At 44.3% G+C, this 12,547-nt stretch carries 15 protein-coding genes; 3 read left to right on the forward strand and 12 right to left on the reverse strand.

Annotation, left to right across the window (positions count from 1 at the left end; genetic code table 11):
• Window positions 1–8: 8 nt before the first annotated feature.
• Window positions 9–830 (reverse strand): DsbA family protein, encoded by an 822-nt coding sequence (locus O6R05_RS04125; protein ID WP_271192270.1) that lies wholly within the window; start codon window positions 828–830, stop codon window positions 9–11.
• Window positions 831–1,010: 180 nt separating this feature from the next.
• Between O6R05_RS04125 and nrdD the strand changes: the two genes are divergently transcribed.
• The 3 genes from nrdD (at window position 1,011) to O6R05_RS04140 (ending at window position 5,470) form a co-directional block, all read left to right on the forward strand.
• On the forward strand, window positions 1,011–3,134 hold the full coding sequence (gene nrdD / locus O6R05_RS04130; RefSeq protein WP_271192271.1) for an anaerobic ribonucleoside-triphosphate reductase: 2,124 nt from the start codon (window positions 1,011–1,013) through the stop codon (window positions 3,132–3,134).
• A complete protein-coding gene (gene nrdG, locus O6R05_RS04135) occupies window positions 3,134–3,640 on the forward strand; it encodes an anaerobic ribonucleoside-triphosphate reductase activating protein (protein ID WP_271192272.1) in 507 nt (168 codons plus the stop codon). The genes nrdD and nrdG overlap by 1 nt, the downstream gene beginning before the upstream one ends.
• Window positions 3,641–3,766: 126 nt before the next feature.
• Window positions 3,767–5,470: a Na/Pi cotransporter family protein gene (locus tag O6R05_RS04140; RefSeq protein ID WP_271192273.1), complete on the forward strand. Its 1,704-nt coding sequence runs from the start codon at window positions 3,767–3,769 to the stop codon at window positions 5,468–5,470.
• Window positions 5,471–5,774: 304 nt separating this feature from the next.
• On the opposite strand, the gene O6R05_RS04145 is transcribed toward O6R05_RS04140, so the two are convergent.
• The 11 genes from O6R05_RS04145 to pepT all read right to left on the reverse strand — a co-directional run bounded on the left by O6R05_RS04145 (window position 5,775) and on the right by pepT (window position 12,522).
• A complete protein-coding gene (locus tag O6R05_RS04145) occupies window positions 5,775–6,149 on the reverse strand; it encodes a RidA family protein (RefSeq protein ID WP_271190740.1) in 375 nt (124 codons plus the stop codon).
• Window position 6,150: 1 nt separating this feature from the next.
• Window positions 6,151–6,495 (reverse strand): ribosome silencing factor, encoded by a 345-nt coding sequence (gene rsfS, locus O6R05_RS04150; RefSeq protein WP_271190741.1) that lies wholly within the window; start codon window positions 6,493–6,495, stop codon window positions 6,151–6,153.
• On the reverse strand, window positions 6,496–7,404 hold the full coding sequence (locus tag O6R05_RS04155; RefSeq protein WP_271190742.1) for an LCP family protein: 909 nt from the start codon (window positions 7,402–7,404) through the stop codon (window positions 6,496–6,498).
• Window positions 7,404–7,988, reverse strand: a complete 585-nt coding sequence (gene yqeK / locus O6R05_RS04160) for a bis(5'-nucleosyl)-tetraphosphatase (symmetrical) YqeK (RefSeq protein ID WP_271190743.1) — start codon at window positions 7,986–7,988, stop codon at window positions 7,404–7,406. Before yqeK ends, O6R05_RS04155 begins: the two co-directional genes overlap by 1 nt.
• Complete coding sequence (gene nadD, locus O6R05_RS04165) at window positions 7,985–8,581, reverse strand: nicotinate-nucleotide adenylyltransferase (RefSeq protein WP_271190744.1); 597 nt, start codon at window positions 8,579–8,581, stop codon at window positions 7,985–7,987. Before nadD ends, yqeK begins: the two co-directional genes overlap by 4 nt.
• Complete coding sequence (gene yhbY, locus O6R05_RS04170; RefSeq protein WP_271190745.1) at window positions 8,578–8,874, reverse strand: ribosome assembly RNA-binding protein YhbY; 297 nt, start codon at window positions 8,872–8,874, stop codon at window positions 8,578–8,580. The genes nadD and yhbY overlap by 4 nt, the downstream gene beginning before the upstream one ends.
• A gap of 7 nt (window positions 8,875–8,881) precedes the next feature.
• Entirely contained in the window at window positions 8,882–10,147 is a 1,266-nt protein-coding gene (obgE, locus tag O6R05_RS04175) for a GTPase ObgE (RefSeq protein WP_271190746.1), read from the reverse strand.
• 114 nt (window positions 10,148–10,261) lie between these two features.
• The gene (gene rpmA, locus O6R05_RS04180) at window positions 10,262–10,540 is read right to left on the reverse strand and encodes a 50S ribosomal protein L27 (protein WP_271190747.1); all 279 of its coding nucleotides are present in this window, start codon (window positions 10,538–10,540) and stop codon (window positions 10,262–10,264) included.
• Window positions 10,540–10,860 (reverse strand): ribosomal-processing cysteine protease Prp, encoded by a 321-nt coding sequence (locus O6R05_RS04185; protein ID WP_271190748.1) that lies wholly within the window; start codon window positions 10,858–10,860, stop codon window positions 10,540–10,542. Before O6R05_RS04185 ends, rpmA begins: the two co-directional genes overlap by 1 nt.
• Before the next feature lie 8 nt (window positions 10,861–10,868).
• Window positions 10,869–11,174, reverse strand: coding sequence for a 50S ribosomal protein L21 (rplU, locus tag O6R05_RS04190; RefSeq protein WP_271190749.1), 306 nt, complete (start codon window positions 11,172–11,174; stop codon window positions 10,869–10,871).
• Between the two features lie 136 nt (window positions 11,175–11,310).
• Window positions 11,311–12,522: a peptidase T gene (gene pepT / locus O6R05_RS04195; RefSeq protein WP_271190750.1), complete on the reverse strand. Its 1,212-nt coding sequence runs from the start codon at window positions 12,520–12,522 to the stop codon at window positions 11,311–11,313.
• Window positions 12,523–12,547: the final 25 nt, after the last annotated feature.

Genomic DNA, 12,547 nt, shown 5'->3' on the forward strand with positions numbered 1-12,547 from the left:
GGACCGACTTAATCGTTGGTCCTTTTTATTTCACCTTTTTCAAGTACATAGTTGCCGTCTTGTTGAAGAAGTTGGTCTAAGTGCTCCCTCCCATGAGCAAACAAAGTGAGAACTTCTGCCTCAAAAACTCTTGGGTAGCTTTCGATAAAAGCTTTAACACCTTCAATACTGTCATTCACCGGATGTTGTGCCATCGAGTGATGTCTCTGAATAAAATCAACTAACTGATCTAACCTCTGATACCCTTTAAGCAAGTATTCTCTGTGGTTGTCATCTGTATACATAAAGGTTGGAAAGCGCTCAACACGTCTGTCAAAAGTGGCCATCCTGTCTTCTAAGAAAAGCTCCCGGCTTCTCCCATTCAATACGGACGCCACGTCAGTTTCGTCGATACCGCACACTCTTATCAATTCTTTAAAAACTTCGGGATCAGTAGTCACTTTACCGTCCACCAGCGTTGCCTCCCGCAATCTTCTCAGAAAGTCGTGGGTTCGGTTTGGTGCAACTTCACGCACAGCTACCACATATTCATCCAGTCGATTTGTACTGCTTTGATTCGGTGTAAAAAGCTTGGGCGGCACATCACTGATAGGCATGCCGTGGACTATGACGCCTGTCGTCCACATGGCATGTAAAATACCGTTCGCCATGTCTGCCGAATCCTGATCCTTCATATTTTGTGGCAAGAGATCGCGATAATCTTCAATCATGCCGCCCATGACAAATTCAAATTTCACACGATCCCCGTACAGATACTGTAGCGCTCGCAATACTTTTTCTTCGCCCCAGGACCAAGTGTCCACCACATCGGTAAAAATAGTTAACTTCACTAGGTGCTCCTTTTTAAAATTTTATTCTATTCCCTTTTATACCCTTTCACTTTCCGCTATTTCAGTCTCTTTACCCATCTTTTCCGCATTCCAAGATATGGTACCCTTTAAGAAATTGATTTGAACGCCGACACAAGATGTAGTATACTCTATTCAGAAATTAGCAAAGGAGATTTTAGTATGTTGGAGGTTATTAAACGAAACGGATCAAGAGCGCCCTTTGACCGTTCAAAAATCAAAATAGCCATTGAAAAAGCCATGAATTCCATGAGCGGTGTCTATATCGAAGGTCAGGCGGAGGACATCGCCAAAGAAATCGAAGCTGTGGCCAACGACAAGTCCACTACCATGTCCATCAGCGACGTGGAAGAATTAGTCTACTATAAGCTGATAGCAGGCGGCAATCCTGCCACGGCACGTGCTTACGAAAACTACAAAGCTGTTCAAGCCTACAAACGCGAACAAAATACCACAGACGATGAAATCCTCGGTCTGCTCAATCAAACCAACGCCGATGTGATGGACGAAAACTCCAATAAAAATGCCGTTATCGCCTCAACCCAGCGTGATCTGATCGCCGGTGAAGTATCCAAGGATATTGCAAAACGGAAGCTTATCCCTGCCGATCTCGTCGATGCCCATGAATCGGGAGCCATACATATTCACGATATGGACTATATCATTCAGCCGATTTTTAACTGCTGTCTGGTCAATATGAAAGATATGTTGGACAATGGCACGGTGGTCAACGGAAAAATGATTGAAACGCCGAAGTCGTTCCAAGTGGCTTGCAACGTCATGACTCAAATCATTGCGCAAATTGCATCCAATCAATACGGTGGACAAAGCATTGATATTGCCTGTCTTGGAAAATACCTGAGACGTTCTTACGACAAGAATCTCTCCCTGGCCATTGAAACTCTTGGCGATGTCACCTTAGCAGAAAAAATGGCCCAAAAGATGACACAGAAAGATTTGGAAAGCGGTATTCAAACCATCCAGTATCAAATCAATACCTTAATGACCTCGAACGGACAGGCCCCTTTTGTCACGTTATTTATGCAATTGAATGAGACCGATCCTTATGTGGAAGAAATTGCTATGATCATTGAGGAAATTTTGAAACAGCGGATTCAAGGGATTAAAAACGATGCCGGCGTCTATGTCACGCCTGCCTTCCCGAAACTCATCTACGTTCTGGATGAGAATAATGTTCGTCCCGGATCCCGCTTTTACAATCTCACATCCCTTGCTATTCGCTGTACGGCAAAGCGTATGTATCCTGACTATATCTCAGCCAAAAAAATGTGCGAAAATTACGAAGGCAATGTCTTCAGTCCTATGGGATGCCGCGCGTTTCTCTCCACATACAAAGATGACAAAGGCAACTACAAGTTTGACGGCCGTTTCAATATCGGTGTCTGTACCATCAATTTACCGCAAATCGGCATATTAGCCGCCGGCGATGAAGCCAAGTTCTTTGAAATTTTAGAAAAGCGTCTGGAGCTTGTAAAACGTGTCGGACTCCTTCGCTACGAACATCTCAAAAACGTCATCAGCGACGCCTCACCAATCCACTGGCAACACGGCGCCATTGCCCGTTTAGGTAAGCACGAGCCTATCTTGCCGCTGCTTCAAAATGGTTATTCCACCGTCACCATTGGTTACATCGGTATTTATGAGGCAACCAAACTTGTCATCGGCGAATCCAATACGTCTAAAAAAGGTGAAGCTTTCGCGATGAAAATTATGGATATGCTCAACGAGAAAAAAGATGCATGGAAGAAAGAGACAGGGCTTGCCTTTGCCGTCTATGGTACCCCTGCCGAGTCCTTGACCAACCGCTTTGCCCGCATCGACAAAAAACGGTTCGGTATCATTGAAGATGTCACGGACAAGGGGTATTACACCAATTCCTTCCATGTGGACGTGAGAGAAAAGATCTCTGCCTTTGAAAAGTTTAACTTTGAAGCGAAGTTCCAGGACAAATCCGGCGGCGGCTGTATCTCCTATGTGGAAATTCCAAACATGAGCCACAATTTAGAAGCTCTTGAAACTCTGGTGCGCTATATCTATGACAATATTCAATATGCAGAGTTCAACACTAAGAGTGACTACTGTGCCAACTGCGGCTTCGACGGTGAAATAAAACTGAATGACAAAGGTCAGTGGGAATGCCCTCAATGTCACAACACCGACAAATCAACCTTGACCGTGGTGCGGCGCACCTGCGGCTACCTTGGTGAAAATTTCTGGAATGAAGGTCGTACCAAAGAAATTGGCGACCGCGTGCTGCACATCTGATGCGTTACGGTCAAATCCGTCAATTCGACGTCGCCAACGGCCCCGGAATCCGCACGACATTCTTTGTCACAGGATGTACTCACCGCTGTCCGGAGTGTTTTAACGGTGAATATCAAGATTTCAATTACGGTGAGGTATGGACCGATACAGAAACGGAGCTGGTCATTACCTATTTGAACTCCGACTTGGTCGATGGACTGACCATTCTCGGCGGCGAGCCGTTTCAAAATACGGAGGAACTTCTACCGATCGTTTCAGCTATCCGACAAGCCACGGATAAATCCATCTGGATTTACTCCGGTTACACTTTCGAAACACTGGTGCAAGAGCCCAAGCAGCGACAACTTCTCGCCCTTTGCGACGTTTTGGTCGACGGTCTTTTCATTCATACGCTAAAAAACTTACGCCTCAGGTTTCGCGGCTCCTCCAATCAACGGATATTGGACATACAAAAATCGTTGCAAAACGACAGTCCTGAAGTCCTGCCTGAATTTCAAAACGATTAAATCCCTGTCTTGGTGCAGGGATTTTTTATACCGCATTTTTACAAACTTTACCAAAATTTAATATTCGCATAGAGATACCCCCTATTCTTTGTTATAATTAAACTGACATTAAATCAGGAGGACACTATGGGATCAACCTTTACGCTGGCCAATATTCAGTGGCATAACATTGCCGGAGGCCTGGCTTTATTTTTGTTCGGCATTAAACTTATGGGTGACAGTTTAACTAACTTTGCCGGCACAAAAATCCGCACCTATATTGAACGTTATACATCTAACCCTATTATGGCTATTTTTGTCGGCGTACTGATGACAGGGATTATGCAATCGTCATCCGCTACAACCGTTATTGCCATTTCGCTGGTCCGTGCAGGCTTAATGAGTTTGGAACAAGCCATCGGTATTACCCTCGGCGCCAATATCGGTACCACCGTCACTTCCATCCTCATCGGTTTTGATTTGGATTACTATGCGTATTTCATCATACTTATCGGCGTATTTATGTATATGCTGGCATCTAAAAAACAGATGTCTTATGCCGGTGAAATCATCATCGGATTCGGACTGCTCTTCATCGGCCTAAATCTCATGGGTGACGCGCTAAAAGAACTGAAAAATCTGCCTGGCTTCGAACGCATTGTGGTCAGTATGAGCTCCACACCGGTCTTCGGTGCACTTGTCGGGGCCATCATTACCGGTGTCATACAATCCTCCAGTGCCATTGTAGGTATTGTTCAAACTCTCTATGCCACCGATGCCGTCCCTCTGACTGCGGCACTGGGTCTGGTATTTGGCGCCAACATCGGCACCACGGTTACGGCACTGCTCGCATCTATTGGAGCAAGTCTCTCCGCACGCCGAACATCTCTGTTCCACTTGCTGTTTAACATTTCCGTGTCCATTGTCTTTATTATTTTAATTTATCCCTATCAGTCGCTGCTCCTGCTCATCGCCGACAAATTTGAGCTCAACAAGCTGATGACCATCGCTGTGGGACACTTTATGTTTAACTTTATAGGGATGTTGATCTTCTTGCCTTTTATCAATCATATTAGCAAGATCCTCAACAAGATCTTGCCGGGCAAAGATGAACTTGCCATTAACTATGGCCGCGTGGAACTGGACGATGCCATGATTAAAACCTTCCCTGCCGGTGCTTTGAAGCAAGCGCGCCTTGCCATTGAATCCGCATCGGATTTAGCACTCCAAACCTTGACGACGTCGAAAGAGCTTTTAATCACCGGTGACAAAAAGTACTTTGAAAAGGTTAATCAAATTGAAGATTTGGTCAATCAACAGGATACTGAGATTGCCACGTATCTATTGCAAATTTCTAAAGAGGATCTCTCACCGGATTTAATTTTGGAATATTCAATAGATATTCAAGTTCAAAAGAACTTTGAACGTGTGTCGGACTTAGCGCAAAACCTAGCCGAATATTACAACAGTATTTATGACGTGGGCGAAAAAGTCCCTGAAGATGCCATGGAAGAGCTCCTCGACATTTACGAACTGATCACCCACATCTATGTCAATGCCGTGGAAGTTTTTAAAACCAAAGACGCCGCACTTTTTGAAACCATGAAAGAGGATGAAAATAATTTAAACCTCCTGGAGTACCAACTTCGCGAGTCCCATTTCACCCGTCTTACCACTCGCCACGTCAAGGCGACTGTCATGACTTCCCTCTTTGTAGATATTATTTCAACGCTGGAGCGTATCGGTGACCACGCCTTTAACATTGCACAAATCACCTTTAAACCGATCAAAACCCACTCGGAAAAGAAGGACACGAAACAAACCATCGATGCAGCGCCTTCGAAAAACTAAAGAGTTTCAAAAAAATACTCCATACAAAAGTGTGGAGTATTTTTTATGGGAATTTATACAAACATCTTTACGGTGTCATTAACCTCTGTGTATACAGGCTCGTACCAAGCCATCTTCTGCTATAGCCTTTGAAATCAATGGCTCAGCTGTGGGTTTAGCTCTAACGCCGCCACACAGAGAGGTAATCCGTGGGCAAGCTCTTCATCCCTGGCTGGGTCCATGGCCTTGTACCCCTTTCCCCAATGATCGTAAAACTTCCTATACAAAAAAATCCGCCAAGGCAAGCCTTAGCGGATTTCAAATTTTACAGTTCAGCAATAGCTTCAATTTCAAGTAAGCCGTTCTTAGGAAGTTTGGCAACTTCAACACATGAACGAGCTGGTTTGTGCTCGCCGAAGAATTCTGCATAAACTTCGTTGACAGCAGCAAAATCATCAATATTATCTAAAAAGATATTCACTTTAACAATTTTTTCAACGCTTGAGCCTGCTTCTTCAACAATAGCTTTCACATTGTTCAAAGATTGAAGGGTTGCTTTTTTAATATCATCACTGACAAGTTCACCTGTTTCAGGAACCAATGGCAATTGACCGGAAGTGTATACCAGATTACCCGTTACGACACCTTGGCAATATGGGCCTACTGCTGCAGGTGCTTTTTCTGTAGCTAAAATTTTCATATTAATCCTCCTTAGTTTCATGAACTGAATCATCTGTCCATAGACGTTCAATGTTATAGTATTCACGTTCATCTTTATGGAATACATGAACTATTATATCATCAAAATCCAAGAGAATCCAACGCAGAGAGTTCTTCCCTTCTAAATTTGTAGCATGATATCCGGCTGCTTCCATCTTGTCTTCAATGTCATCAGCTAATGCACCGACTTGTGTGGAAGAGTTCCCACTGACGATGACAAAGTAGTCTGCAATAGACGACATCCTTTTGATATCCAAAACTTTAATGTCCACGCCCTTTTTATTCTCGCAGGCGTCTTGAATGATTTTTAATTTATCTTCGACCATTTATTCTCCTTTAATGTGTAGTTCCCGTAAGAGTGCATCCGTGTCATCATCGTTCAAAAAGAAATAAGAAATTTTATTTCGGTATCCCGGCACTCCGGGAAGTGTCGAGGTACTGATATTGTCCAGGCTGAAACTTCCTACATTTTTCCCTATCTTAACCACACTGGAGAACGGCAAATCGGTGTTGGTGTACTGTTCGTATGCCTGAAGCAACAGCGGCGCCTTTAAGAGTGTCTTCGGCTCTTTCAGTCTATCCAGAAATGCACCTGCAAATTGTTGTTGTGCCTCCACACGACCTAAATCCTGATTGGCATAACCTTTCCTGAAACGAAGAAATTGAATGGCTTCATCCCCATTCAGGTTTTGAGGCCCTTTTTTCAGATTGATGTGAAGCGGCGGATCGGAGTATTCATCGTTATATTCCATATCTATAGGTACATCCACATTCACGCCGCCAACAATGTCCGTCACTTTCTTGACAAACTCATAGTCCATGACCACATAGTAGCGGATGTCCGTACCCAATGCGTTGTTCACGGTCTGTAAGGTGAGCTCCGGCCCTCCAAAGTGATAGGCATGGTTGATTTTTTGCTTGCCGTGGCCTTCTATGGCGGCGTAGGTATCTCGCGGTACAGAGACCATACTGGTCTGTCCCGTGTGGGTATCCATGCTCACAACCATAATGGTATCGGAGCGGATCCCGTTTAAAGTCTCTGTGGAATTTCTGTCTTTACTGTCGACACCGATAAGTAAAAAAGTTTCCCGACCAGATGAATCATTTAAAATTTCATTGAAGAAATCGGAAGGATTCTCAATGTGATTTTTCAAAATAAAGAAACCGATCGACCCGATAAACAGTATGATCAGTATAAAAAGTGTGGCGAAAAACGCCTTAAAAAACCGTCCCATTAACTGCGCCACTCCTCCCAAGGTCCCTTGGTAACCAATAAATCATTGCGAGCTGTCACAGTGAGCTCAGCAATATAATAGTGCTTACGTGCTAAATCTGAAATGGTATAATTCATATTCTCATAGACCGCGCGATCCAAATCCTCATAGGCCAACTGTCGTGCCCGCTCTATACCGCGATAATTGCGCTTCGGTTCAATGGCATCGGCAATGTATACAATCTTCTCCAAAGTGCTCATATTGGCTCTACCCGTAGTATGATATCGCATAGCGTCCAAGACCTCGGGATCTATCACCCCGTAACAGCTTTGTGCCATCTTCGCACCGAGAAACCCATGAATAATCATGGGAGACTGTTTCATATCCTCTGTGAGGTCCAAGTGATGTTCAGCTGCCAATTGTAAAAGCAGACGCACATCTTTGACCTTGGCGCAGTCGTGAAAGTAGCCGGCAGTGTAAGCCGCATCGCCGTCGACGTTGTAGTACAGCGCCAACTTTCGGGCCTCCTCAGCCACTCTTAGACTGTGTTTAAATCGCTTGTCTCCAATTCTGTTGATAATTTCCTGTTCAATGATCTCATTCATCGATACAATCCCTTTTCTTCAATATATGCAATCACTTCTTTGGGAATGAGATACTTCACAGATTTCCCTTCAGCAATCCGCCCACGAAGATCGGTAGACGACACTTCATACATCGGCGTAGGTACAATGTGAATCACTGCGCCGTATTTGTCCTGTAAGTACTTCAGCTCCAACTCCAAAATCTGCTCCGAAACATAATCCGGACGAATGGCACAGATAAACTCTACCTTTTTTAAAAGTTTCTCCTTTTTCTTCCAGGTCTTCAACTGAAACAAGGTGTCCGACCCGATAATGAAGTAAAGTTTCCCATCCAATTGCTTTTCCAAAGCTTCAATAGTGTCAATGGTATAAGACGTGTACTCCCTGGTCGTTTCAATATCTGATGTACTAAAATAGGGATTTTCGTCTGTGGCAAGCTTCACCATCTCATAGCGAAGCTTGGCATCGAGGGTTTCTTTATGAGGGGGATTACCCGTTGGAATAAAGATAATTTCATCCAAGTGCATTTCTTCACGGATGTACTCTGAAATCATCAAATGGCCCAAATGCACCGGATTAAACGTCCCGCCCATAAGTCCGTAGCGTTTTGTCATAGCTTTTGCAAATCAATGGTAGGGTGTTCTTTAGATGGCCGATACAGTGTGAGTTTACTGCCAATACTCTGAACAAATTCCGCACCGGTGGCATCTAAAATCTCATCCACAATTTCCTTCACCTCAACAGGTGCATTGTTCAGTACAGTAATTTTCACCAACTCGTGATCCTCCAGACTCACATCAATTTGATCAATAAGTCCCGGTGTCAGGCCCCCTTTTCCCACTTGAATTAAGGGAGAAAGGCCGTTGGCAAGACCTTTTAAATAGCTTCGTTGTCTTCCTGTAATCATAGTTACCTCATTCAAAAAATTCAAATTCGTACTCGCCGATAAAGACGCTGTCACCTTCTCCTACGCCCAAGTCCTTAAGCTTATCAATGACGCCATTTTTACGAAGGTTCTCCTGAAAATAGCGAAGGGACTCGTGATCACCGAAATTGGTGGAGCGTAACAATTTGTCAATGTACGGACCGTCAATATGGTAGTCACCGTGTTCTTCATAGACTTCAATGCCATCCTTGCGCTCTTTGTTGTCCACATAGACCACATCATACGTCTCATAGTCCTCCGTCTCGATGGCCTGCAGTTCGTTATAGGCTTTATTCATCAAGTCACGCACATTGGCATTCATTGCCGCTGAACCTTCAAAGACAGTGAGCTCCGGATAGGCTAAGCGAAAAGCTTCAGCATTCGCTTTCGACTCAGGCAAATCCATTTTATTTAAAAAGATCAGTTGCGATTTCGTCGCCAGTTTTTCATTATAGCCTTTGAGTTCCTGATTGATCAGTTCAAAATCTTCGATGGGATCACGACCTTCACTTCCTGAAGCATCGATGACATGAATGAGAAGCTTGGTTCGCTCCACATGCTTTAAAAACTCATCGCCAAGTCCGATGCCCTGACTGGCTCCTTCAATAAGGCCGGGAATATCTGCGAGGACAAAGCTTCGCTCGTCACCCAGCTGTACCACACCTAAATTCGGCTCCAAAGTCGTAAAATGATAGTTCGCAATCTTAGGCTCGGCGGCGGATACTACAGAGAGGAGTGTGGATTTCCCTACATTGGGAAAGCCTACCAGTCCCACATCCGCAAGGAGTTTTAACTCGAGAATAATGTCCCGAGCTTCGCCTCGCGTGCCTGCTTCGGCAAAAGAAGGTGCCTGACGTGTAGACGAACGGAATTTGGCATTGCCTTTGCCGCCCTTTCCACCTTTACACACAGTAAACTGTGCATTAGGCTCCTTTAAATCGGCAATGACACCGCCGGTCTCCTTGTCTTTAATCAACGTTCCCACCGGTACACGAAGGACTACATCTTGCCCTTTTCGACCGTACTTTAATTTATTCATGCCGCCTTGGCCATTTTCTGCTTTGTAAATGCGACTGTATCGAAAATCCATCAAGGTGTGCAGACCGGGATCGGTGCGTACAATAACATCCCCGCCCTTGCCGCCATCACCACCTGCAGGACCGCCTGCCGGCTCATACTTTTCCCGTCGCCATGCTACGGCACCGTCGCCACCATGACCGGCCTGACATTTAATTTCTGCTTTATCTATAAACATATTTCTCTCACTTTATGATTATAACATTGATTCTTCAATGAAAATTTAATGCTTTTTCTAAGATAGTTACGAAAATGCTAAGAAAAAAAGTCGTAGAGATCTACGACTTTATCATTAAGCTACGACGCTAACTATCTTTTTGTTACCTCTGCCCTTGGTTTCGAATTTCACGATACCGTCGGCAACGGCAAATAAAGTGTCATCAGAACCACGCATTACGTTAGTTCCCGGATGAATCTTAGTACCTCTTTGTCTCACAATGATATTTCCACTAAGTACCGGTTGTCCATCACTCTTTTTAACGCCAAGGCGTTTTGAATTGGAGTCACGACCGTTCTTTGAAGAACCAACACCCTTCTTAGAGGAGAATAATTGTAAATCGAATTGAATCATCAACTTACCTCCTGATCTTCTAAGCTAATATATTCGCTATAATTTTCTTTTAACAACTTTAAACCGTCTTCCAAAAAGTGAAAAGCCGGTTGAAGTCTCTCAATGTCGTGGTCATTTTTAATCCGTATACTGAGAAATCCGTGGTGCTGTTCATCGGCAATCTCCGACTCCGGCACACCTTGATTCAACGCATGAAAATACATCGTCTGCGTGAGTATAGAGACAGCGGCACAGACAATATCTTCTCCATTAGGAGCAGAATCGGCATGACCACAGGTCTTAAACCCGTAAAACTGTCCGGACTTTTTAAAAAATGTCACTACAATCATTAGTTAATAGCGCTGATTTCTACTAAAGTGAAAGGCTGTCTGTGGCCTCTTTTAGTACGTTCGTTTTTCTTGGATTTATACTTGAAGACGACGATCTTTTTGTCTTTAGCTTGTGCAAGCACTTTAGCTTCAACTTTTGCCCCTTCAACGTATGGACGTCCGATTTTAGTTTCATCACCGCCAACGATGAGAACTTTGTCAAAATTGATAACATCGCCTTCTGCGGCTTCAATCTTTTCAACCTTAACCTTATCCCCAACTTTGACTTGGTATTGTTTACCACCGGTTTCAATAACTGCGTACATTGTAGCACCTCCTCATTACAAGACTCGCCTAATAGGTAAAATTTTAAAACCTAGTTCGAGCGGTTACTCAAAGTATTTTAACACAGCGAATAGTCTATTGCAACTACAAAATCCACCAATACTCTAAAAACAGGATTTATTTAGTAAGATTCTCCACAATTTTTACGATGAGATCTCTCCCCTTGCCCAGAGAAGACACAGGGATAAATTCATAGCGTCCGTGGAAATTATACCCGCCGGCAAAAATATTCGGTGTTAAAAGCCCCTCAAAGGAGAGCTTAGATCCGTCGGTACCGCCGCGGATAGGTTCAACCGCCGGTTCAATCCCGAGATCCTTCATCGCCTGAATCGCCAGCTCCACAATTTCCATATGAGGCTCCAGTTTTTCCCGCATATTGTAGTAGCCGTCTTTTAACGTCAGTGTGAGAATATCACCATATTTTTTATTGATAAAAGCCGCCGCATCTTCCATGAGCGCTTTTTTCGCTTCAAATTTTTCACGATCGTGATCCCGAATAATATATTCCATCGTCGCGCCGTCCACCGCTCCGGAAATTGTATCCAGCATATAGAAGCCCTCATAGCCTTCAGTGTGCTCAGGGCGTTCGTGAGCCGGAAGCATCTCGTTAAACTCTATGGCCACATACAGCGCATTGACCATAATATCTTTGGCAGACCCCGGATGGACATTCTTCCCTTGAATGTCAATGTGTGCCGAGGCGGCGTTGAAGTTTTCGTATTCCAGTCCGCCGACTGCACCGCCGTCAACAGTAAAAGCGAAGTCTGCGCCGAAATCTTTAATGTTAAATAAATCTGCGCCTCGTCCAATTTCTTCATCCGGTGTGAAGCCGACTTTGACTGTGCCATGTGACACTTCAGGATGACGGATCAAATAGTCCATCGCATCCACGATCATGGCAATTCCCGCTTTGTCATCGGCACCAAGAAGCGTCGTACCGTCCGTCGTAATTAACGTCTCACCTACCAGGTCCTTCAGGAAAGGAAAGTCCTTTTCCATCATGGTGAACTTGTCGTTCAAAGGGATGTCACCCCCTTGGTACTCTACAAATTGCGGTTTGACATCTTTGCCGCTCAAATCCGGCGCAGTATCCATATGAGCGATGAAACCCACTGTCGGTAGCGTCTTGTCCGTATTGGCACGAAGGGTGGCATAGACATATCCATTCTCATCCAGAACCACCTCATCCATGCCGATGGCTTTGAGCTCTTCAACCAAGTGTTTTGCCAGTACCAATTGTCCCGGTGTTGAAGGACATGTGGTACTGCTTTCATCTGAAGTCGTTTCGTATGAAATATAATCTAAAAATCGTTGAACAATGGGTTCCATAGTATCTCCTTTATACCTGTCTCAA

The sequence above is a fragment of the Peptoniphilus equinus genome (assembly GCF_027921445.1).
In the GTDB taxonomy this organism is placed as follows: Bacteria; Bacillota; Clostridia; order Tissierellales; family Peptoniphilaceae; genus Peptoniphilus; species Peptoniphilus equinus.